Source organism: Pseudomonas sp. URIL14HWK12:I6 (genome assembly GCF_000514195.1).
Lineage (GTDB): Bacteria > Pseudomonadota > Gammaproteobacteria > Pseudomonadales > Pseudomonadaceae > Aquipseudomonas > Aquipseudomonas putida_A.
On record NZ_AZVL01000013.1, the window covers coordinates 113625 to 134440 of the forward strand.

Below are 20816 nucleotides of genomic sequence, written 5' to 3' on the forward strand. Positions count from 1 at the left end.
TATGGACGATAAAATAACTCCCGGCTGGGTTGGTCGGGGGAAAACTATTAAGCAACTTATCGTTGAGTTGCAATCTTTCGAAAATCAAAATTTGTTGGTTGAAATATCAACTGATGATGGTATGACCAAAAGGCCGATTAGCTTGGTTGTGAAGTCTGGTGATACTTGCGTACTGGTACATTGCGAGCAGTAAAGGGGGCGGATTTATTTGCCTAGTCCTTCTGGAGGAGGGTAAATGGGGACAGACCACGTTTAGAAACACTCCGAAAATGTGGTCTGTCCCCGTTAACCTCCAGGCCTTATAAACGCCCTTCAAGAAATACGCAGGGAACTTCCGGATCAAGGGAATGCTGCATTCGCACAAATAAAGATTGACTCGCTATCTACCGAGCCCATGGGGTCAAGGCATACAGTAAATACAATGAGCGTGATGGATCCTATTTGCCGAAACCGCCAGGTGATGTGGATACATGGGTCTTGAAGCCGCAGGTCGCATCGAGCAAATATGTAAACTCACCGAGTACGTGCGAGATATGGATACGGAATTCAAGATTCTTGAAGCAGTGGCGCAACGGCTCGGTGATAACAAGGGTGCAGTTGAGAGAATAGACTTGATCTCCGAGAAGGCTGTCTGCCCTAGCTGTACGGATGTAATCTCCCAGTTCCGTAACCGCTATCCAAAAATTCAGTTGAATGTATTTACAGTGGAAAATTGTATATGCGAGTCGAAAGTATGTTTAATCAGGCTAGAGCTATGGTTGCAGGGAACTATAGCTACGCGATTGATGAGCTTGGTTTTCGTCCGGAACAAGCGTTTGCGTATACTCAAGATGAATTGGAGCGTCTTATGCGAAAGGATGCCCCTGGCGCTAACGCTGTTCTTCAGACTGCTATTTATATGGAAGGCATTCGTCGTGGGCTAAGGCTGTCAAGGGAAAGTCAATACGCGATTGATATGTTGGAGATTTTGGCAGATACGTACGAAAAGTGCAGCGTTGAGAGTCTTGTAGAAATCGGCGTTGATGATAAAGAATTAGAGATTATCCAGTCTGATATGGACACTGTTAGAAAAGTGTTTTTGTGATTGAAATTATTAGGCCGGGTTTCAATTGCTTCTATGAGGGTGGACCTGTGAAGAGTAAATGGGGGCAGTAAATGGGGAGACAGCAGTAAATGGGGACAGACCATGTTTAGAAAGCGCTTCGAAAATGTGGTCTGTCCCTGTTAACCGTGCGTTTCCACGTTTTCCAGGGCGATAGAACCTACAGGTTTTACCCAGAGTCAACATCGACGAAAGAGCCTTCCGCTTAATTGGATATAGCAGGAATCCAAAAAACGATTGTCAAAATCCGATTCAAGGGTAAGTAAATGGGCCTGTCAAAGACCGATTTTAATGAGGCGAGTCGGATAGCGAAAATACTATCGAATCGTCTTGAACTGAAAAAAGATCTGCCCGCGATGGTTTTTCGCGGTGCCGGGCTTGAGTATTACTTTTTTGAAAGGCCGCTGCTGAGCTCCATTGACGTCTTGCACGAATTGGTCCGCTTGAGCTATGAAACTTTTTCAACGAAAGTTTTTGTCCTGTTTGGCGAGCCGCAAAACGGCGCCTACTATGTATTAGATGGTCAGGGCCTTGAGGAAGATATTGAAAATTTAAGTGCTGGATTTCTAGATTTTTTCAAAGGAACCGTCGATTACCCAATGGTTATCGGTAATCTGGATTGTGATTGGTTGGCATTTGAAAGTGCGTGCGAAGAATATGGCGTATTGGCTTTAAATTCAGATGGCAGTCGTCTGGAGTTCTCTGAGTTCCTTCGCGAAAACTTGATAAGTTCCGAAGAGTTTCGAGGCCTGAAAGGTAATTATGAGATTCTGGATAAAATCATCGATGCCTTTCATGAATATTTCATGAGGTAAATGGGGACGGACCACGTTTAAAACCCACTCCGAAAATGTGGTCTGTCCCCGTTTACCCATGTCCCCGTTTACCCAATTTTTTAGGTGCGCAGGACGTTTGGGATAATATCGTTAAAGGAACTGTCGATGCCTATAACAAGTAAATCAATAATCAGCGGGCTATTCAAATACCGTGATTGGGTGGGGGTGGGGCTATTGCTCGCAGCGCTACTCAATGGCTACTTTCAGTTCAATGGCAGTTGGGGGCGTTTTTTTACGATACTTGCTGTTCAGTTATGGTTTGCTCAAGGTGTTTATAACTATTTAAGAGGGGCAACGGTTGCCATTGCACCCGGTGGATTAGGCAGGGATGCTGACCCCGCCGGGCGGGCGGCATTGGCAATTTTTGCTTTCTTTTTGTATGCGATATTTTTCTTTTCGGATTACCAGTATTGAATTGTTGATTGCAAAATTTCCTTTGATATTCGAACTGTTTCGGAGACACCTATAAAAAAACCGGGCTGATGCCCGGTTTTTTACAAGTCAGCTCAGCGAAACGCCGGCACCACATCCCTGATAAATAACTCCAACGACTTCTTCTTCTCCGCATGCGGCAAGCTGTTATCACACCAGAAACTGAACTCATCCACCCCCAGTTCCTGGTAATACTTGATCCGCGGAATAATCTCTTCCGGCGTACCAATCATCGCCGTCTTGTGCAGGCTCTCCAGCTCAAACTCTGGACGCCCGGCGAACTTCTCTTCCGGGCTCGGGGCGAGGAAGCCGTTGACCGGTACTTCCTTATTGCCGAACCACGCATCGAAGGTGCGGTAGAAACGCGAGATCGCCTTGGCGCCAACTTTCCAGCCTTCTGGGTCGTCAGCCGAGTGCACGTGGGTGTGACGCAGCACCATCAGTTGCGGACGCGGCACATCCGGGTTGTTATCCAGCGCAGTCTGGAACTTGTTCTTCAGGTCGACGACTTCTTCGTCGCCCTTCATCAATGGCGTGACCATCACATTGCAGCCGTTTGCCACGGCGAAGTTGTGCGAATCCGGGTCGCGGGCGGCGATCCACATTGGCGGATTCGGCTTCTGAATCGGTTTCGGCACGCTGGTGGAGGTGGGGAATTTCCAGATGTCGCCGTCGTGGGCGTAGTCGCCTTGCCACAGGGCGCGGACCACCGGGACCATTTCGCGCAGTGCCTGGCCGCCGCTGGAGGCGGGCATGCCGCCGGCCATGCGATCGAATTCGACCTGATAGGCGCCGCGCGCCAGGCCGACTTCCATGCGGCCGTTGCTGATGACGTCGAGCAGGGCGCATTCACCGGCCACCCGCAGTGGGTGCCAGAACGGCGCGATGATGGTGCCGGCTCCGAGGTGAATGGTGGTGGTTTTGGCGGCGAGGTAGGCCAGCAGCGGCATCGGGCTGGGTGAGATGGTGTATTCCATCGCGTGGTGTTCGCCGATCCACACGGTGCTGAAACCACCGGCCTCGGCCATCAGGGTCAGTTCGGTCAGGTCTTCGAACAGTTGACGGTGGCTGACGCTTTCGTCCCAGCGTTCCATGTGGATGAACAGGGAAAATTTCATGACGCTTCCTCGGATCTTTTATTGTTGAGGCTACAAAACTGTGTGGGAGGGGGCTTGCTCCCGAAAGCGGTGGGTCAATCGACATCTCTGGTGGCTGACACATCGCCTTCGGGAGCAAGCCCCCTCCCACAGTGGATTTGTGTGGGGTTGCAGTTTTGCTCAGGCCAGAACGGGCAGGGCGCCCATCTTGCCGTGGCAATACACCAGCGGCCCGGTGTGCTGCTCCGGGACGATCAGGTTCTTCACCGCGCCGACCATGATCGCGTGGTCACCACCTTCGTATTCGCGCCACAACTCACACTCAATGATAGCCGTCGCATTGGCCAGGATCGGGTTGCCCAGCTCGCTCAACGTCCACTCGATGCCCTGCGCCTTGTCCTTGCCTTTACGGGCGAAGGCATAAGCTTCGCTTTGCTGGCCACCGGAAAGGACGTGGATCGCGAAGCGCTTGTTCTTGATCAGCACAGGATAGGAGTCGGAGCTGTAGTTGGGGCAGAACAGCACCAGGGCCGGGTCCATCGACAGTGAACTGAAGGCGCTGGCGGTGAGGCCGACGATCTGGCCGTCATCGTCCAGCGTGGTGATGACAGTGACGCCGGACGGAAACGAGCCCATGACTTGTTTGTAGATGGCAGCATCGATCATTGGACGGTCCTCGGGTGTTGTGACGCGATTTTTATGTATTTGTTGGTCTGATGGTATACCAGTATTCTTTCTTTGCAAGGGCTTTTAGGCTGAACCGATAAACGTGGTGCTTTCGTCGGAAACTCAGCGTTTATTGGGCTTTCGGCTGGCCTGCAGGTCGCGGTATCAGTGAGGATGACGGATCAGATGGTGCCGTAAACTACGGATCAGTCTTGTGAAATGTTTGGAATACCATAATATGGTCTGCATCTGAGGGGCGACCCAGAGTCCCCCCGGTTTGGCTTCATACAAAGATAAGAACAGACAAACTCGAGTTCATGCATATGTCCCAGATGTCCCGGCAAGATCCGTTGATCGAGAATCACACGGTCGACTACGTCCCACTCGCGGAACGCCACGGGAAGGCCCGCGACCTTTTCACCTTATGGTTCAGCACCAACATCGCGCCACTGCCCATCGTCACTGGCGCCATGGTGGTTCAGGTGTTCCATCTCGATTTGCTTTGGGGGCTGCTGGCGATTGCGCTGGGGCACCTGATCGGCGGCGTGGTGATCGCTCTGGCGTCGGCGCAAGGCCCGCGCATGGGCATTCCGCAAATGGTCCAGAGTCGTGGTCAGTTCGGGCGTTACGGCGCACTGCTGATCGTGTTTTTTGCGGCGCTGATCTACATCGGCTTCTTCATTTCCAACATCGTGCTTGCCGGTAAATCGATTGTCGGCATCGCACCGTCGGTACCAGCGCCGCTGAGCATTCTGATCGGCGCACTGGCGGCCACGGCGATTGGCGTGATCGGCTACAACTTCATCCACACGCTCAACCGCATCGGCACCTGGGTGATGGGCAGCGCGCTGCTCGCCGGTTTCATCTACATCTTCGCCCACGACTTGCCGGCAGACTTCCTGACGCGCGGCAGCTTCAACCTGTCGGGCTGGCTGGCGACGGTGTCGCTGGGGATCATCTGGCAGATCAGCTTCTCGCCGTACGTGTCCGATTATTCGCGTTACCTGCCGGCGGATATCGGTATCGCCAAACCGTTCTGGGCCACTTATCTGGGGGCGACGCTGGGGACGATTCTGTCGTTCAGCTTTGGCGCGGTGGCGGTTTTGGCAACGCCTGAAGGCACCGAGGCGATGGCCGCGGTCAAGCAATCCACCGGGTGGCTCGGGCCGATTCTGATGGTGTTGTTTCTGCTCAATATCATCAGCCACAACGCGCTGAATCTGTACGGCGCGGTGCTGTCGATCATCACCTCGATCCAGACCTTTGCCAGTCAGTGGACGCCGAGCATCAAGGTGCGTGTGCTGTTGTCGAGCGTGGTGCTGGCGGGGTGCTGCGTGGTGGCGCTGGGTGCCTCGGCGAATTTCATTTCGCAGTTCATCGGGCTGATTCTGGCGTTGCTGCTGGTGTTGGTGCCGTGGGCGTCGATCAATCTGATCGATTTCTACCTGATCAAGCGCGGCGCGTATGACATTAGCTCGATTTTTCGCGCGGACGGCGGCATTTACGGGCGCTTCAATCCGCACGCGATCATTGCCTATTTCATCGGGATCATTGTGCAGCTGCCGTTCGCCAATACCTCGTTGTATGTCGGGCCGTACGCCAATCTGGTGGACGGTGCGGATCTGTCGTGGCTGTTTGGCCTGGTGGTGACGGTGCCGCTGTATTATTGCCTCGCCACACGCGGGCAGACGCAGAAGCAACGTGGCGAGGGGATTTATCCCCGATCGGCTGCGAAGCAGTCGTGAAATCAGCGAGTGCGGGCCCCTTTGAGATGTAAAGGGGGCCGCTTCGCGCCCCATCGGGGATGAATCCCCTCACCACAAGTGATCCCCGTCCAGCTTCCGCATTCCAGTGGTCATTCAAATTGGCCATTTCGATCCCCTTTTGGCCCATCCCCCACTGTGCCGCGACCCCGCGGTCGGCAAGAATCAAAGCCACAACGAAACGCTGGACCTTCCTTGCCCTTGGCTACCTTTACAGCCGCTGCCGTGTACAGAACATAAAAACCATCGATCTCACGTCGCATTCTGGGGAAACAACCATGGTCACGATGAAACGCATTCTGGGTGCCACCGTGTGTGGGCTGACGCTGCTGGCCAGCGCGGTACACGCCGAGCAGCGCGAGCTGCGGGTCTACAACTGGGCGGATTACGTTCTGCCGTCGGTGCCCAAGGATTTCGCCGCGAAAACCGGCATCAAAGTGACCTGGGACACCTTCGACACCAATGAATCGCTGGAAGCCAAGTTGCTCACCGGCAACTCCGGCTACGACCTGGTGGTGCCGTCGAACCAGTTCATCGACACTCAGATCAAGGCCGGGGTATTCCAGAAACTCGACAAGTCAAAACTGCCGAACTGGAGTCATCAGGATCCGGCGCTGCTCAAACTGCTCGACGCCAATGACCCTGGCAACCAGTACGGCGTGCCCTACATGTACGGCACGGTACTGATCGGTTTCAACCCGGCCAAAGTCAAGGCAGCGCTCGGCGACAACGCGCCGGTGGACAGCTGGGATCTGGTGTTCAAGCCGGAGAACATGGAGAAGCTCAAATCCTGCGGCGTGGCGATGCTCGATTCGCCGTCGGAAATTCTGCCGCTGGCCCTGCATTACCTCGGTCTCGATCCGAACAGCCAGAACCCGGCCGACTATGAAAAGGCCAAGGATCTGATGCTGAAGATTCGTCCGTACGTGACCTACTTCAACTCGGCCAAATACATGACCGACATCGCCAATGGCGACATCTGCGTGGCCATCGGATACTCCGGCAGCTTCTATCAGTTCGGCAACCGCGCGAAAGAGGCGGGTAACGGTGTGGTGGTCGATTGGCGTTTGCCGAAGGAAGGCGCGCCGATCTGGTTTGATACTTTCGCCATTCCGAAAAGCGCGAAGAATGTCGAAGAGGCGCATGAATTCCTCAACACCTTGCTCGATCCGAAAGTCATTGCGCCGATCAGCGACTTCCTCGGCTACCCGAACGTGAACAAGGATTCGATGCCGCTGGTGAACAAGGACATCACCGGCAACCCGAACCTGACGCCAACGCCTGAGGCTCTGAAAACCCTCTATGTCGTCCAGCCACTGCCGCAAAAACTCGAACGCGTACGCACGCGGGTGTGGACCAGCATCAAGTCCGACAAGTAACGCCGCGGTCACCTGTAGGAGTGAGCCTGCTCGCGATGCGTCGTGTCAGCCGACATTCAATAAAGGTGTCGGCTGACCCGACGCCTTCGCGAGCAAGCCCGCTCCCACAGGTGATAGTCAGTGGATGGAGGATCCGGAGCTGGCCGAGATCAAAGGGTGGGAGTGGGCTTGCTCACGAAGGGGCCGGCACATCCAGCATCAATGTCGGCTGACACGACGCATCGCGAGCAGGCTCACTCCTACAGGTTTTGTGGCGCGTTTTTACTCATCACCAGACTCAACACCACCGATCCCAGAATCACCCCGCCGACCACCGCCAGTGACCACTCCACCGGCATGTGAAACCAAGGCATCAGCGTCATCTTGCCGCCGATGAACACCAGCACAATTGCCAGTCCGTACTTGAGCAAATGAAAGCGATCGGCCATGTCTGCCAGCAGGAAGTACAACGCACGCAGGCCCATGATCGCGAAGATGTTCGAGGTGAACACAATGAACGGGTCGGTGGTGACGGCGAAGATCGCGGGGATGCTATCGACTGCAAACATCAGGTCGCTGGCCTCGATCAGCACCAGCACGAGGAACATCGGCGTGGCCCAGCGCACGCCGTTCTGCAGCACGAAAAAGCGCTCGCCATGAAAGCCCTGAGTGATCCGCATGTGCCCGCGCACCCAGCGCAGCAGCGGGTTTTTGTCGAGGTCCGGTTGCTGCTCGGCGAACATCAGCATCTTGATCCCGGTGATGATCAGGAACACCCCGAAGGCATACAACAGCCACTCGAACTGCGACACCAGCCACACCCCGGCAAAGATCATCGCCGCGCGCATCACGATCGCCCCGAGTACGCCGTACAGCAGCACCCGGCGCTGCAATTCCGGTGGCACGGCGAAGTAGCTGAAGATCATCACGAAGACGAACATGTTGTCGATCGACAGTGATTGCTCGATCAAATAACCGGTGAGGAATTCCAGCGTCTTGCGCTGGGCAATTTCGGCGCCGAACTCGCCATTCAGATACCACCAGAGCAATCCGGCGAAAGCCATGGCCAGTCCGCACCAGGCGATCACCCAACAGGACGCTTCCCGCACTGAAACGCGGTGTGCCTTGCGTCCGCCGAAGACGAACAGGTCCAGTGCAAGCATGGCGAGAACGAAGATGATAAACGCGCCCCACATCCATGGTTCGCCAATATTGATGTTGGTGGTTGGCATGGTTGGCTCCCTGGCTTTTATTGAATTAGGGTCAGGCAGGGCCATGCTAGCGGCGAGTTTAGATGTAAGAAAAATCGCTTATTTCTTAGCGACAGTTCGGGAAAAACGAAGTGTTGTACTGATGATGCGCGCATAGCGGTATGATCGCCGCCTTCATTGGGTCGGGCGAATGCCTTGTCCGGCAACGAAAAGGAGTTTCGTAATTGAATCAGCCAGTCAATGAGTTGCGTGCAGAAGAGGGGTTGGAACGCTACCGGAAATACTTGCGCATCGAGGTTTCGTTATTCATTGCGGCGATGCTCGGCGCATTCGTACTCAATGGCTACGCTCATCTGGAAAAATATTATCTGGTGCTGGATGTGCCGTTTGACCGATTGAATATCAGTGGTCAAAAGCTTGCTGCGTATGGCGCTGCAGGACTTGGCGCGATGATCGGCGCGTTACTGTTCGCCATAGCATTTGTCATTGCCGTTTCATTGATCATTGCCTTGACTGAGCGGCCGGGAAGGCTGCCGGTATCCCCGACAAATCCTCTGTGGCTTGTGAGGTTTCGCCAACGTGCAAGTGAATTGAACATCGTGTTCAAACTCTTCGCTTTTTCCGCAGTCCTGGCCGGATTTTCCATTCTGGCCTGGTATCTGACCGTCCACGTACCCTCGATGTCGGGCAGAAAATCTGCCCTGGATACCGCCGCGAAGTGCGAGGAGCGCACCTTGACCTTCCGCAGCCTGGACCGCTACACCGCCTGCCAGGTCGCAGAGTCTGAGGACATGTTGTATCTGCTCAAGCGCGACTCAAAAAACAACACCCAGGTTTCGTTTTATACCTTTCAGCTCCCCAAAGCCGGCCTTGTTGAAAGTAAGGGAGAAAGCAAGAAAATGAAATTCGATCCGGATGATGACGACGCGAAATAACATGACTGTCGGCATCAGGACCGATCAAGTGCGCGCACCTGATCGGTCATCTGGCGTGCCCGAGGAGGCTGCAGCTGCCGCCTCGGGTTAGTTATTTGCCACGGGCCAACGCCGGAGTACGCGGCGGCACCTGACGCTTCGATCCGGTAGCCTCAAACGCCGAGGCCAGACGCAACAGATTCGAGTCATCGTAAGCACGACCGGCGAAGGTCAGGCCGACCGGCATGCCGATGTCGGCCATGATCCCCATCGGCACGGTGACAGTTGGCACGCCGAGGTGCCGGATCGCCAGATTGCCGTTGGCGACCCAGACGCCATTGCTCCAGGCGATGTCTGCCGATTCCGGATTGATATCGGCATCTGCCGGGCCGACGTCGGCGTTGGTCGGGAACAGCACCGCGTCGAGTTTCAGCGCATCCATCCAGTCTTCCAGATCAAGCTTGCGGGTCTTTTCCAGACCGCGCAGGCCATCGGGCAGCGTCGGGATCTGGTCCCACGGAGTGATTCCGCGCTCGGCCATGCGCACGTACTCGTCCATGCCGGCGGCCAGATCGCCTTCACGGTTGGGCAGGGTACCCGGGTCGTGCGGGAAGATTTTCGGCCCGTCGACATCGGCCAGGCGATTGAGCTTCGGATCGTCGTTGGCGCGCAGGAAATCGTCGAAGGCCCAGGCCGACAGATCCCACAGTTCGTGGTGCAGGAACTCCTTGGAAACGATGCCGCGATTGAACACGGTCGGCGCGCCCGGACGGTCGCCCTCGCAGTTGGAGACCAGCGGGAAATCCACTTCGATGACTTCGGCGCCGGCCGCTTCCAGAGCAGCGCGGGCCTGTTTCCACAGGTCGATCACTGACGCACGAGTGTTGATGCGTTGCCCGGTCGGGCCGCCGATGCCCGGCGCTTCGCTGGTGCCGGCTTCAGGGTCGGCATTGATGTACATCTTCGGCACACCGAGGCGTTTGCCGGCCAGTGCCGCGGGTTTCACTGCCAGTTCGGCGTAGGACGCCGGGCGCACCGAGGTGACGCTCGGGATCGGCACCCACGGCTGCAGGCGCCACAGGTCGCCACGGGTGTCGGGGTCTTCCGCGACGACCACGTCGAGCACTTCAAGCAGATCGGCCATGGTCCGTGCGTACGGCACCACCACATCCATGGTCGGCGTCAGCGGCCAGTTGCCGCGTACTGAAATCACTCCGCGCGACGGCGTGTAGGCGCACAAACCGTTGTTCGACGCCGGGCCGCGACCGCTCGACCAGGTTTCTTCCGCCAGGCCGAACGCCGAGAAGCTCGCAGCGGTGGCGGTGCCGGCGCCGTTGGACGATCCGGAGGCAAACGGCGCGGTCAGGTAGGCGGCGTTGTACGGGCTCTCGGCCCGGCCATAGACGCCACGCTGCATGCCGCCATTGGCCATCGGCGGCATGTTGGTCTTGCCCAGGCAGATCGCCCCGGCGGCGCGCAGGCGTTCGATGGTGAAGGCGTCGCGATGCGCCACCAGATCGGCGAAGGCCGGGCTGCCGGAGGCGGCGGTCAGACCCTTGACCAGATAGCTGTCCTTGGCGGTGTAAGGGATGCCGTCGAGCGGGCCGAGGGTTTCGCCCTTGGCCCGGCGCGCGTCGGACGCCCGGGCTTCGGCCAGTGCTTCGGGATTGCGCACCACTACGGCATTCAGTGCGGTGGCGGTGTTCGGGCCGTCGTAGGCGTCGATCCGGGCCAGATAGGCCTGCACCAGTTCAACCGCGGTGGTCTGGCCGGCTTCGAGCGCCGCGCGTAATTGAGCAATGGAGACTTCAGTGACTTCGATCATGCTGTTACCGCCGACAGGTTCGCTAAAGGGGTGGGTCATTATGGTTATCGTCGAAACGTGTGAAGAATTACCGATGGGCGAAACTCTACCCTGAACTTTGCCGAATGGCATGTGCTAATTCGATAAATATCGACAAAACTCAGCGAAAAAATTCACCCGGTGTCTCGCCAAACTGTTGGCGGAAGGCTGCGATGAACGCCGAGGTCGAGTCATAACCGCAGGCCAGAGCCACGTCGGTGACGCGTTCGCCACGTTCCAGCGGGGTCAGTGCGCCGAGCAATCGCAAGCGCTGGCGCCAGGCGCGGAAGGTCAGGCCGGTGTCGCGTAAAAACAGGCGGCTGAGGGTTTTTTCGGTGACGCCGAATTTTTCGCTCCAGTGCTGCAGTGTGGTCTGCTGTTCCGGATGTTGCTCCAGGCTTTGATAGATCTGCCGCAGACGGCTGTCCTGCGGCAGCGGCAGCATCAGGTCGATCTGCGGCGCCTCGGCCAGTTGATCGAGGATCACCTGGGCCAACCGACCATGTGCGCCACCCTCGTCATATTCCACCGGGACCAGACTGAACGCGCGGATCAGTTCGCGCAGCAGGTCGCTGACGCCCAACACATGACAGCGCTCCAGCGCCCAGCCGGCCACGCTGCAGTCGATGTACAGGCTGCGCATTTCGGTGTGCGGCGAGCTGAACACTCGGTGCGGCACGCCCGCCGGAATCCACACCGCGCGCTCCGGTGGCGCGACGAAACGCCCGGCGCCGGTCTGCACTTCGAGCACGCCCTGAATCGCGTACGACAATTGCACCCACGGGTGGCTGTGACGCCGGGTCAGTGCGCGATTGGGCAGCGATTCGGTGCGCCCGTACAGCGCACGGGGCAGGCTGGGCAGCCCGGGAATGCTGCGCCTGAAGCTTTTTTCATGTCCTTTAGGCGGCATCTGTTGGCTCTTCGGCGTTAGTCGGTAATTTCTGCTCACGTTAGAGTCGCAGTCACGTACTGGCAACCCCCGGATGAACAAGCCCATGACTCGCCCAAGATTCCTGCCCGACAACTTTACCCTGACCCTGATCGGCGTCGTGCTGCTGGCCAGTTTTCTGCCGGCCAGCGGGCAGGTCGCGGTGGGGTTCGGCTGGCTGACCAATATCGCCATTGCGCTGCTGTTTTTCCTGCATGGCGCCAAGCTGTCGCGTGAATCGATCATCGCCGGTGCCGGCCACTGGCGCCTGCACCTGTTGGTGTTCGGTCTGACCTTTGTGCTGTTCCCGCTGCTCGGGCTCGCGTTGAAACCGCTGCTGTCGCCGCTGATTGGCGACAAGCTGTACATGGGCATGCTGTATCTCTGCGCGTTGCCCGCCACCGTGCAGTCGGCAATTGCCTTCACCTCGCTGGCCCGAGGCAATATCCCGGCGGCGATCTGCAGTGCAGCGGCGTCGAGCCTGTTCGGGATCTTTCTCACGCCGTTGCTGGTGACGCTGCTGCTGAACGTGCACGGCGACGGTGGCTCGACCCTGGATGCGATCCTGAAAATCAGCGTGCAACTGCTGCTGCCGTTTATCGCCGGGCAGATCGCTCGGCGCTGGATCGGCGCATGGGTGGGGCGCAACAAGAACTGGCTGAAGTTTGTCGATCAGGGTTCGATTCTGCTGGTGGTGTACGGCGCATTCAGCGAGGCGGTCAACGAAGGTATCTGGCATCAGATTCCGGTAGTGGATCTGCTGGGGCTGGTGGTGGTCTGCTGCATCCTGCTGGGGCTGGTGCTGTTGGCGTCGACCTTGCTGGGCAAGGCGTTCGGTTTCAGCCAGGAAGACCGCATCACCATTTTGTTCTGCGGTTCGAAGAAGAGTCTGGCCACCGGCGTGCCGATGGCGCAGGTGTTGTTTGCCGGCAGCACCATCGGCGTGTTGATTCTGCCGCTGATGCTGTTCCATCAGATTCAGCTGATGGTCTGTGCGGTGCTGGCGCAGCGTTATGCCAAGCGGCCGGAATCGGTGCCGGAGCTGATGGCGCAGGTTGATCCATAATGCAGTGATGCCCGGCGGTCAGCCATCGCGAGCAGGCTCGCTCCCACAGTTGACCGCGCAGGGCATTACAGCGCAAGAATCCTTCAGTCCTGAGTCACGTGTTTCGGGCCGGCCAGTGCCCAGGCAATCAGGCCAAACAACGGCACGAACACGATGGCGATAATCCACACGCCTTTGTTGCTGCCTTTGCCTGCGCTCTTGCGCACGCGGTTGATCGCCCACAATTCAACGATCACAAGAACGACGGCGAGTACGATCCAGACGGGTTCAATTTGCATGGGCTACCTCCTGATGGTCTTTCAGTTAGGTGAGTCCAAGCGCGCAGGGTTCATTTAAATTGTGCCGCTGCCTCCCGAATACTTCACCGCAGCGGCTGCCCGCGACGGCACATTGAGCGTGCGCAACAGCGACGACACATGGATGCGCACGGTGAACGGCGAGATATCCAGTTCCCGGGCGATTTCCTTGTTGGTCTTGCCTTGGGCGATCAGCCGTAACACATCCTGCTGACGCGGGGTGAGGGCGGTGCCGGTCTCCAGCGGCAGCAGCCCGGAAGGCGCGAACCTGACCAGCACTTCGCCTTCGCGGATCGCCAGAATGGCCTGACCGATCTCATCCGGGACAATGTTCTTGCCGATGAAACCGTCGATGCCGGCCGCCATCACTTCGCCGATCAATGCCTCGTCGTCGACCATCGACACCACGATCAGCGTGGTGCGCGGCAGTTTTCGGCGCAGTTCGGCGAGTTGGCTGATGCAGGTCAGGCCGGGGAAGCGCAGGTCGAGAATCAGTGTGTCCGGCTCGCTGCCGTCGGGCAGCAAGGCCAGCACGGCGTCGAGGTCGCCGGCCTCCTCGATAGCCGCCTCGGGCAACAAACGCTGCACGGTGCGCCGCATGGCTTCGCGAAACAACGGGTGATCGTCGGCTATGATGATGCGGCATGTCATGACGTGACCCTCCCTGGATCAGCGTGGTTTACGGCATGCACCTTAGCACCGCAAGCGCAGATTGCCTGCCGGCCGCTGCTGAATCTGACGACTGTCGCACAAGGACGTTGCCCATGAAGTTCGAGAAAAACACCGAGCTGGATCAGGCCAATCTGCGGATCATCATCGCCAGCATTGCCATGGTTTACATCTGCGCGCTCGGTGTTTTGCCGGGGCAGCGCTTCGATACCTATCTGCCGGTGGTGGTCTACATCTCGCTGTTTCTGCTGGCGTCGATTGTCCTGCGCCAGGCCATCGCGCGCTGGCCGGGGCATTACCCGGCGCGACGAATATTCGCGATGATCCACGATTACACCGGCACCTGTTTCGGCCTGGTGCTCGGCGGTGAAGCGGCGTTGCCGCTTTACGCGGTGATCATCTGGGTCAACCTGGGCAACGGCATGCGCTATGGCTCGCGCTATCTGGCGATTGCCACGGTGTTGGCGCTGCTGGCGTTGCTGGCGGTCTATCGGTTGACGCCGGTGTGGCAGGCGCAACCGTACATGGTGCTGATGTTGATGCTCACCAGCACGGTGATTCCGTTCTACGCGCACTTGCTGCTGGAGCGCACGCGCAAGGCCTCCGAAGAGGCGGTCGCGGCCAATCTGGAGAAATCGCGGTTTCTCGCCCAGGCCAGCCATGATCTGCGCCAGCCGATTCACTCCATCGGGCTGTTCACGGCGTGCCTGCGTGAGTCGCGGCTGGGCGAGCAGGAGCGGCAGCTGGTCGACAACATCGACCGTTCGCTGCTCAACGTCTCGCAGTTGTTCCGTTCGATTCTCGACCTCTACACCCTCGACAACGGGCGCATCCTGCCGAGGTTGCAAGTGTTCAATCTTGGCGAGTGGCTGGCCGACCTGATCCGCCAGAACGCCGAGGCGGCGCGCTGGGCCGGCGTGGAGTTGCGTCTGCGCCCCTGCCAATACTGGGTACAGAGCGATCCGGCGTTGCTCGCGACCATGGTGCAGAACGTGCTTTCCAATTGCTTCAAATACGGCGCGCAACGCCCGGTACTGATCGGCGTGCGCAAGCGTGGCAACGGGCTGGCCATCGTGATTTATGACCGCGGCAACGGCATTGCCGAGGAACATCTGCCGAAGGTCTTCGAGGAGTTTTATCGAGTGCGTCAGGTGCGCGACAAGGACGTGGAAGGCGTCGGCCTCGGGCTGTCGATCGTCAAGCGTCTGGGGCAGTTGATAGGCGTCGATGTGGCCTTGCGCTCGCAGCTTGGGCGCGGCACGGCGGTCTCCCTGTATGGCTTGCCGGTGGCCGTGGCGCCGCAGTTGCCGGTCATGCGTGACGATGTGCGGCAGGCCGGCCTGTTGACCGGGCTGAAGGTGTGTCTGGTGGAGGATGATCGCAACGTCTTGCTGGCGACCTCGGCGCTGCTCGAGCGCTGGGGCTGCGTGGTGCAAGGCGAATTGAGCGGGCAGGGGCTGGTCACCGATTGCGACATCATCGTCGCCGATTACGATCTGGGTCCACATTCCACGGGCATCGAGTGCATTGACGAGGTGCGGCGCCAGCGGGGTTTTGCGGTGCCGGCGATGATCATCACCGGGCATGACATCGAGAAAATACAGGCGGCCTTGCACGACCGCCAAATTGCCATCCTGTCCAAACCGGTACGCCCGGCCGAGCTGCGCGCGACCTTGCGCAGCCTGCGCGACCGGCAAACCGAGCCGGCCGAGCAGGTTTGACTCAACGCTTGCAGAGGTAGTCCTGAGTGATGGTGGTTTGCAGGCAGTTGAACTGGCCCATGGTGCGGCAGATGTTCTTCTCGGAACCGGTCACCTCGGCGTTCTTGTAACCCCAGGTCTTGCAGCGCTCCATCGCCACAGTCAGGCCTTGCGCGGCGTTGGTCTGGCCGCTTTCGAACTGACCCAATTCGTAGGAGACCTGGACCACGCCGTCGTTCTTGCTGCCACCGGTGGCCTCCCATTGTTTGGGCGTGGCGCAGCCTGTCAGAGCGAGGGCGGTGAGAGTGAGAGTTGCGATCAGGATTTTCATGATGGAACGTAGTCCTTTACCGGGGATGAAGGTTTACTGGAACGGAATCGGCGAGGCGCCTTTGGGCAGGCACGACAGCGGCGGGGTCATGATGCCCATGCTCGCCACCGCGATAATCGCGCCGCTGGGCAACTCGCAGTTGTACTCGCCGGCGGGGGTGTAGGCGGTGTAGTAGGTGAGGGTGCTGTCGCTGCGGATGTTGTCGATTTTCGACACCGGTTTACCGATGACCGTCTGGGCCCGTTCTTTCATGCTGGCTTCTGTAGGTTTGGCGGTCTGGCAGCCGCTGGCACCAAGCAGCAGAGCGCTGACGATGGCCACTTTGCACAGATTGGAATGCAGTTTCATGGTGTTTCTTCCTTGGTGTTGTTCTGATTTCCAGGCACGACGATCCCGCGCACTGCACAGCGGCAATGTTGGAGAGCATCGGGGGTTGCGAGGGAATATAACGCCGGGTGGCGGGGCGGTCGATTAGCACAAATGTGCTAGTGCGGCGGAGGGAGAGGCGACCCAATGGGTCGCCTCGCGCCGATTACTGAGGGGAGTTGAACTGGTCGGAATAGCTGCCGGTCATCAGCGCCGAAGCGACGCGATCAGAACCGACACCAACGCGTGAGTAGGCATAACGATTGGCGCCGACCTTGTCGGTGCCGTCGGAAGCCAGTGTGCCTGCGCCGACGTGATCGGAGCCATCGGAGGCTACTGCGCCAGCCCCGACGTGATCGGAACCATCCGAGGCGACTGCACCAGCGCCGACATGATCCGAACCGTCCGAGGCGACTGCACCAGCCCCGACATGATCCGAACCGTCCGAGGCGACTGCACCAGCCCCGACATGATCCGAACCGTCCGAGGCGACTGCGCCAGCGCCGACATGATCGGAACCGTCCGAGGCGACTGCACCAGCCCCGACATGATCCGAACCGTCCGAGGCGACTGCACCAGCGCCGACGTGATCGGAACCATCGGAAGCCACTGCGCCAGCACCGACATGATCAGAGCCATCGGACGCCACTGCAGCGGCTCCGACATGATCCGAACCATCAGAGGCCACCGCCTGCGGCTGCGCAGCCCAAACCGTTGGCAACATCACGGTCGCCGCGACCGCAAGGATGGCGCCTGACAAAAGCGTGTGTTTCATGATTTTCTCCACGACCCATCAGCCACACAGCATTCGTTGGCCCGGGGTTGACCAGGTTGGCAATTGGCACGGGCGCGCTGGATGGGCGCACGGGTGCCGACGTTTTTGCATGAAACCGCGTTAGCGAACTGAAAAGTATAGATCGGCAAAATGCAGGCGCAGGTGCGACAACATGCAAGCGATAGTCGGTTAACTTCCTTGCACACGGGCGCTTGAAGGAAATCAGTCTAAAAACACCACCCGCGACTCGATGCTTTTGCTAGCCTCAAAGGTGTAGGCGAAGACGCAGACTGATGCGCAAGCGGATAGCAAGGGGACGTGGGGCGCGTTCCGAAGGGTACACGGTTAGAAAGATCTCCGCGCTGAGATCCAGCCCTTATGCCGTGTGAGGCAGCAAAGCACCGCTCTTTTTCCATGGTTGCTTTTGTACTGTGAGAGGCCCGATAAACCTTGTAAGCCAGAGACCAGCACTGGCCGCCTACTCGAACACCAAAGCCCGCATTGCTGCGGGCTTTGTCGTTGTTGCAGGGTCAGATTTTGGTCAGTGCGTGCGCCAGATCGGCGCGCAGGTCTTCGAGATCTTCGACCCCCACCGACAGACGCACCAGGCCATCGCCGATGCCCAGTTTCGCGCGGGTTTCAGCTGGAATGGTCGCGTGGGTCATGATCGCCGGATGCTCGATCAGGCTTTCAACACCGCCCAAACTCTCTGCCAGGGCAAAGATCTTCACGTTTTCCAGAAAGCGCCGTGCGCCCTCCAGATCACTGTTCAGATCCACCGAGATCATCCCGCCAAAACCATGCATCTGCCGTTTGGCCAACTCATGCTGCGGGTGCGACGGCAGGCCCGGGTAGTAGACGCGTTTGACCTGCGGTTGCTGCTCCAGCCACTTGGCCAGTTCCAGCGCGTTGCTGCAGTGACGTTCCATGCGCAGCGCCAGGGTTTTCACCCCGCGCAGGGTCAGGAACGCATCGAACGGCCCGGAAATCGCGCCGACCGCGTTTTGCAGGAAGCCGAGTTTGTCCGCCAGTTCGGCATTCTGCCCAACCACCGCGATACCACCGATCACGTCGGAGTGACCGTTCAGGTACTTGGTGGTCGAGTGCAGCACGATGTCGAAACCCAGCTCCAGCGGGCGCTGAATGTACGGGCTGGCGAAGGTGTTGTCGGCAACGCTGATGATCCCGCGTGCGCGGCAGATGCGCGCAATCGCGGCCAGATCCGACAGGCTCAGCAGCGGGTTGGTCGGCGACTCGACAATCACCAGGCGGGTGTCGTCCTGCAGCGCCGCTTCGAACGCCGCCAGGTCAGTCAGATCGACATAGCTGAAGCGATGCCCGGCACTGCGCTGGCGCACCTTGTCAAACAGACGGAACGTGCCGCCGTACAGGTCATTGCCGGAGATCACATGCGAACCGGCATCGATCAGTTCGAGCACGGTGGAAATGGTCGCCAGCCCGGAAGCGAACGCGAACGCGCGGGTGCCACCTTCCAGATCCGCCACGCAACGCTCCAGGGCAAAACGCGTCGGGTTGTGCGAGCGCCCGTAGTCGAAGCCCTTGTGCACGCCGGGGCTGTCTTGCAGGTACGTCGAGTTGGCGTAGATCGGCGGCATCAGCGCACCGGTGGTCGGGTCCGGCGCTTGCCCGGCGTGGATCACCCGGGTCGCGAAGCCTTGGGATTTATCGTCGTGCTGACTCATGCGAGGGATCTCCGTAATTGGTTGAGCATGTCGGTGCGGGTAATCAGGCCGTGGAAGCCCGACGTGTCGGCGATGATCGCGACGAGGCCGCGACTGAGCACCGCTTCCAGCTCGGCGAGGTTGGCACCGGGGGCGAGGGTTTGCAGTTTGTCGGTCATCACGCTGGACACCGATTGACTGAAGCGCGCAGCGTCTTCGTGCACCGCCAGCAGGATGTCGGATTCGTCGATCACACCGACCAGTTGTTTGCCTTCCACCAGCACCGGCAATTGCGAAACATCCGCCAGGCGCATGCGCTGGAACGCGGTCAGCAGGGTGTCGTCGGGGCCGACGCTGATCACGCGGCCATCTTCGAAGCGCCGGGCGATCAGATCGCGCAGGTCGCCATAGCGTTTGCGCTGCAACAGGCCCTGATCGGTCATCCACTGGTCGTTGTAAACCTTGGACAGATAGCGCGTGCCGGTGTCGCAGACAAAGCTGACCACGCGTTTCGGCTCGGTCTGTTCGCGGCAATAACGCAGCGCGGCGGCGAGCAGGGTGCCGGTCGACGAGCCACCGAGAATGCCTTCGGCCTTGAGCAACTGGCGGGCGTGATCGAAGCTTTCTTCGTCGCTGATCGAGTAGGCGTGGCGCACGCTGGTGAGGTCGGTGATCGACGGAATGAAATCTTCGCCGATGCCTTCCACCGCCCATGAACCGGGCGTTGGCATCGTGCCGTCGCGGCTGTACTGAGCCATCACCGAACCGACCGGGTCGGCGAGGACCATTTCCAGATCCGGTTGTACCCGTTTGAAGAAGCGGCTCAGCCCGGTCAGGGTGCCGGCGGAACCGACGCCAACCACGATCGCATCCAGATCATGCTCGGTCTGCGCCCAGATCTCCGGCGCGGTGCTGCATTCGTGTGCCAGCGGGTTGGCGGGGTTGTTGAACTGGTCGGCGAAGAACGCGCCGGGAATGTCTTTTGCCAGGCGTGCGGCCACGTCCTGGTAATACTCGGGGTGGCCCTTGCCGACGTCGGAGCGGGTGATGTGCACTTCGGCGCCCATGGCTTTCAAGTGCAGGACTTTCTCGGTGGACATCTTGTCCGGGACTACCAGTACGACGCGGTAGCCTTTGGCCCGGCCGACCAGCGCCAGGCCCAGACCGGTGTTGCCGGCGGTGGCCTCGACGATGGTGCCACCCGGTTGCAGGCGCCCGTCGCGTTCAGCGGCATCGATCATCGCCAGACCGATGCGATCCTTGATCGAGCCGCCGGGGTTTTGTGATTCCAGTTTGAGAAACAGTGTGCAGAGGCCGGTATCGAAGCGGGTAACCTGTACCAGCGGCGTATTGCCGATCAGCCCAAGTACGGCAGGGCGTGAATCCTTTGACATTTCTTCACCTCTTGTAGTGGTGTTGATCGCGTTCCATTCGCGGGGAAAAGCTCGCGTGCAACATAGGCTTAGACATGATCCGTCGCAACCTTTAACCCGCCGCTGCGCCAGCCATTTCGATCTAACCATAGAACAGAATCGCAGCCTGCAAGCGCCCGGTTTCAGAGGGTTTACATCAAGGCGCCATCGAGTATTGAAAGGGCGTCGCCAGCGCCCCTCACAGCTTGATCTGCGTAGGAATATCCTGCAGGGCGAATCGTGTTTTCAGCGGGCATACGGCCGACAACTGATCATGAGGGAAACTTGTGATCATCAAGATTAAAATGAGTTTGTCTCACTAGAGGCTGATCCTGACAATGGCCGCCATCAACAAGACATTGGAGTTGT

21 protein-coding genes and 1 pseudogene are annotated in these 20816 nt (G+C 58.7%); 10 read left to right on the forward strand and 12 right to left on the reverse strand.

The window, feature by feature from the left end; translation table 11 throughout:
- Nucleotide 1 precedes the first annotated feature (1 nt).
- The 5 genes and pseudogenes from H043_RS0118205 (at nt 2) to H043_RS29195 (ending at nt 2352) form a co-directional block, all read left to right on the forward strand.
- Nucleotides 2-193: a hypothetical protein gene (locus tag H043_RS0118205; protein WP_049827908.1), complete on the forward strand. Its 192-nt coding sequence runs from the start codon at nt 2-4 to the stop codon at nt 191-193.
- 277 nt (nt 194-470) lie between these two features.
- Nucleotides 471-689 (forward strand): annotated as a pseudogene (locus tag H043_RS31015) (deaminase domain-containing protein); the annotation flags it as partial.
- A gap of 29 nt (nt 690-718) precedes the next feature.
- On the forward strand, nt 719-1084 hold the full coding sequence (locus H043_RS30720; RefSeq protein WP_256214316.1) for a hypothetical protein: 366 nt from the start codon (nt 719-721) through the stop codon (nt 1082-1084).
- A gap of 284 nt (nt 1085-1368) precedes the next feature.
- Nucleotides 1369-1917: a hypothetical protein gene (locus H043_RS0118220; RefSeq protein WP_027613048.1), complete on the forward strand. Its 549-nt coding sequence runs from the start codon at nt 1369-1371 to the stop codon at nt 1915-1917.
- Nucleotides 1918-2043: 126 nt separating this feature from the next.
- Nucleotides 2044-2352 (forward strand): hypothetical protein, encoded by a 309-nt coding sequence (locus tag H043_RS29195; protein WP_049827909.1) that lies wholly within the window; start codon nt 2044-2046, stop codon nt 2350-2352.
- A gap of 92 nt (nt 2353-2444) precedes the next feature.
- On the opposite strand, the gene H043_RS0118230 is transcribed toward H043_RS29195, so the two are convergent.
- The gene (locus tag H043_RS0118230; RefSeq protein ID WP_027613049.1) at nt 2445-3488 is read right to left on the reverse strand and encodes an LLM class flavin-dependent oxidoreductase; all 1044 of its coding nucleotides are present in this window, start codon (nt 3486-3488) and stop codon (nt 2445-2447) included.
- A 159-nt stretch (nt 3489-3647) separates the two neighbouring features.
- Entirely contained in the window at nt 3648-4133 is a 486-nt protein-coding gene (locus H043_RS0118235; protein ID WP_003225754.1) for a flavin reductase family protein, read from the reverse strand.
- A 323-nt stretch (nt 4134-4456) separates the two neighbouring features.
- Between H043_RS0118235 and H043_RS0118240 the strand changes: the two genes are divergently transcribed.
- Both H043_RS0118240 and H043_RS0118245 read left to right on the forward strand, forming a co-directional pair.
- The gene (locus tag H043_RS0118240; RefSeq protein ID WP_027613050.1) at nt 4457-5878 is read left to right on the forward strand and encodes a cytosine permease; all 1422 of its coding nucleotides are present in this window, start codon (nt 4457-4459) and stop codon (nt 5876-5878) included.
- A gap of 296 nt (nt 5879-6174) precedes the next feature.
- Nucleotides 6175-7275: a polyamine ABC transporter substrate-binding protein gene (locus tag H043_RS0118245; protein WP_027613051.1), complete on the forward strand. Its 1101-nt coding sequence runs from the start codon at nt 6175-6177 to the stop codon at nt 7273-7275.
- 239 nt (nt 7276-7514) lie between these two features.
- Here H043_RS0118245 and H043_RS0118250 read toward each other — a convergent pair whose 3' ends face one another.
- Nucleotides 7515-8486 (reverse strand): TerC family protein, encoded by a 972-nt coding sequence (locus tag H043_RS0118250; protein ID WP_027613052.1) that lies wholly within the window; start codon nt 8484-8486, stop codon nt 7515-7517.
- Nucleotides 8487-8689: 203 nt separating this feature from the next.
- Between H043_RS0118250 and H043_RS0118255 the strand changes: the two genes are divergently transcribed.
- Nucleotides 8690-9400 (forward strand): hypothetical protein, encoded by a 711-nt coding sequence (locus H043_RS0118255; RefSeq protein ID WP_027613053.1) that lies wholly within the window; start codon nt 8690-8692, stop codon nt 9398-9400.
- 91 nt (nt 9401-9491) lie between these two features.
- On the opposite strand, the gene H043_RS0118260 is transcribed toward H043_RS0118255, so the two are convergent.
- Complete coding sequence (locus H043_RS0118260) at nt 9492-11204, reverse strand: amidase (RefSeq protein WP_027613054.1); 1713 nt, start codon at nt 11202-11204, stop codon at nt 9492-9494.
- A gap of 139 nt (nt 11205-11343) precedes the next feature.
- A complete protein-coding gene (locus H043_RS0118265; protein WP_027613055.1) occupies nt 11344-12132 on the reverse strand; it encodes a helix-turn-helix domain-containing protein in 789 nt (262 codons plus the stop codon).
- Nucleotides 12133-12217: 85 nt separating this feature from the next.
- Between H043_RS0118265 and H043_RS0118270 the strand changes: the two genes are divergently transcribed.
- The gene (locus H043_RS0118270; protein ID WP_027613056.1) at nt 12218-13216 is read left to right on the forward strand and encodes a bile acid:sodium symporter family protein; all 999 of its coding nucleotides are present in this window, start codon (nt 12218-12220) and stop codon (nt 13214-13216) included.
- Between the two features lie 83 nt (nt 13217-13299).
- Here H043_RS0118270 and H043_RS0118275 read toward each other — a convergent pair whose 3' ends face one another.
- Nucleotides 13300-13494: a PLD nuclease N-terminal domain-containing protein gene (locus H043_RS0118275; RefSeq protein ID WP_027613057.1), complete on the reverse strand. Its 195-nt coding sequence runs from the start codon at nt 13492-13494 to the stop codon at nt 13300-13302.
- A gap of 54 nt (nt 13495-13548) precedes the next feature.
- Nucleotides 13549-14163 (reverse strand): response regulator transcription factor, encoded by a 615-nt coding sequence (locus H043_RS0118280; protein ID WP_027613058.1) that lies wholly within the window; start codon nt 14161-14163, stop codon nt 13549-13551.
- 113 nt (nt 14164-14276) lie between these two features.
- On the opposite strand from H043_RS0118280, the gene H043_RS0118285 reads away from it, so the two are divergent.
- Nucleotides 14277-15902 (forward strand): hybrid sensor histidine kinase/response regulator, encoded by a 1626-nt coding sequence (locus tag H043_RS0118285; protein WP_027613059.1) that lies wholly within the window; start codon nt 14277-14279, stop codon nt 15900-15902.
- A gap of 1 nt (nt 15903) precedes the next feature.
- Here the strand turns inward: H043_RS0118285 and yecR are convergent, their stop codons facing one another.
- From yecR to H043_RS0118310, 5 genes are all read right to left on the reverse strand, one after another.
- Nucleotides 15904-16212, reverse strand: a complete 309-nt coding sequence (yecR, locus tag H043_RS0118290) for a YecR family lipoprotein (RefSeq protein WP_027613060.1) — start codon at nt 16210-16212, stop codon at nt 15904-15906.
- Between the two features lie 33 nt (nt 16213-16245).
- Nucleotides 16246-16560 (reverse strand): hypothetical protein, encoded by a 315-nt coding sequence (locus H043_RS0118295; RefSeq protein WP_027613061.1) that lies wholly within the window; start codon nt 16558-16560, stop codon nt 16246-16248.
- 184 nt (nt 16561-16744) lie between these two features.
- On the reverse strand, nt 16745-17353 hold the full coding sequence (locus H043_RS30725) for a phage infection protein (RefSeq protein WP_256214319.1): 609 nt from the start codon (nt 17351-17353) through the stop codon (nt 16745-16747).
- Between the two features lie 530 nt (nt 17354-17883).
- On the reverse strand, nt 17884-19056 hold the full coding sequence (locus tag H043_RS0118305) for a cystathionine gamma-synthase (protein WP_027613062.1): 1173 nt from the start codon (nt 19054-19056) through the stop codon (nt 17884-17886).
- The gene (locus H043_RS0118310) at nt 19053-20429 is read right to left on the reverse strand and encodes a cystathionine beta-synthase (RefSeq protein WP_027613063.1); all 1377 of its coding nucleotides are present in this window, start codon (nt 20427-20429) and stop codon (nt 19053-19055) included. Before H043_RS0118310 ends, H043_RS0118305 begins: the two co-directional genes overlap by 4 nt.
- Nucleotides 20430-20816: the final 387 nt, after the last annotated feature.

What these genes read in the sequence shown, in the direction of transcription:
- H043_RS0118205 (WP_049827908.1), top strand. Translation starts at nt 2, where the DNA reads ATGGACGATAAAATAACTCCCGGCTGGGTTGGTCGGGGGAAAACTATT.
- H043_RS30720 (WP_256214316.1), top strand. Translation starts at nt 719, where the DNA reads ATGCGAGTCGAAAGTATGTTTAATCAGGCTAGAGCTATGGTTGCAGGG.
- H043_RS0118220 (WP_027613048.1), top strand. Translation starts at nt 1,369, where the DNA reads ATGGGCCTGTCAAAGACCGATTTTAATGAGGCGAGTCGGATAGCGAAA.
- H043_RS29195 (WP_049827909.1), top strand. Translation starts at nt 2,044, where the DNA reads ATGCCTATAACAAGTAAATCAATAATCAGCGGGCTATTCAAATACCGT.
- H043_RS0118230 (WP_027613049.1), bottom strand. Translation starts at nt 3,488, where the DNA reads ATGAAATTTTCCCTGTTCATCCACATGGAACGCTGGGACGAAAGCGTC.
- H043_RS0118235 (WP_003225754.1), bottom strand. Translation starts at nt 4,133, where the DNA reads ATGATCGATGCTGCCATCTACAAACAAGTCATGGGCTCGTTTCCGTCC.
- H043_RS0118240 (WP_027613050.1), top strand. Translation starts at nt 4,457, where the DNA reads ATGTCCCAGATGTCCCGGCAAGATCCGTTGATCGAGAATCACACGGTC.
- H043_RS0118245 (WP_027613051.1), top strand. Translation starts at nt 6,175, where the DNA reads ATGGTCACGATGAAACGCATTCTGGGTGCCACCGTGTGTGGGCTGACG.
- H043_RS0118250 (WP_027613052.1), bottom strand. Translation starts at nt 8,486, where the DNA reads ATGCCAACCACCAACATCAATATTGGCGAACCATGGATGTGGGGCGCG.
- H043_RS0118260 (WP_027613054.1), bottom strand. Translation starts at nt 11,204, where the DNA reads ATGATCGAAGTCACTGAAGTCTCCATTGCTCAATTACGCGCGGCGCTC.
- H043_RS0118265 (WP_027613055.1), bottom strand. Translation starts at nt 12,132, where the DNA reads ATGCCGCCTAAAGGACATGAAAAAAGCTTCAGGCGCAGCATTCCCGGG.
- H043_RS0118270 (WP_027613056.1), top strand. Translation starts at nt 12,218, where the DNA reads ATGACTCGCCCAAGATTCCTGCCCGACAACTTTACCCTGACCCTGATC.
- H043_RS0118275 (WP_027613057.1), bottom strand. Translation starts at nt 13,494, where the DNA reads ATGCAAATTGAACCCGTCTGGATCGTACTCGCCGTCGTTCTTGTGATC.
- H043_RS0118280 (WP_027613058.1), bottom strand. Translation starts at nt 14,163, where the DNA reads ATGACATGCCGCATCATCATAGCCGACGATCACCCGTTGTTTCGCGAA.
- H043_RS0118285 (WP_027613059.1), top strand. Translation starts at nt 14,277, where the DNA reads ATGAAGTTCGAGAAAAACACCGAGCTGGATCAGGCCAATCTGCGGATC.
- yecR (WP_027613060.1), bottom strand. Translation starts at nt 16,212, where the DNA reads ATGAAAATCCTGATCGCAACTCTCACTCTCACCGCCCTCGCTCTGACA.
- H043_RS0118295 (WP_027613061.1), bottom strand. Translation starts at nt 16,560, where the DNA reads ATGAAACTGCATTCCAATCTGTGCAAAGTGGCCATCGTCAGCGCTCTG.
- H043_RS30725 (WP_256214319.1), bottom strand. Translation starts at nt 17,353, where the DNA reads ATGAAACACACGCTTTTGTCAGGCGCCATCCTTGCGGTCGCGGCGACC.
- H043_RS0118305 (WP_027613062.1), bottom strand. Translation starts at nt 19,056, where the DNA reads ATGAGTCAGCACGACGATAAATCCCAAGGCTTCGCGACCCGGGTGATC.
- H043_RS0118310 (WP_027613063.1), bottom strand. Translation starts at nt 20,429, where the DNA reads ATGTCAAAGGATTCACGCCCTGCCGTACTTGGGCTGATCGGCAATACG.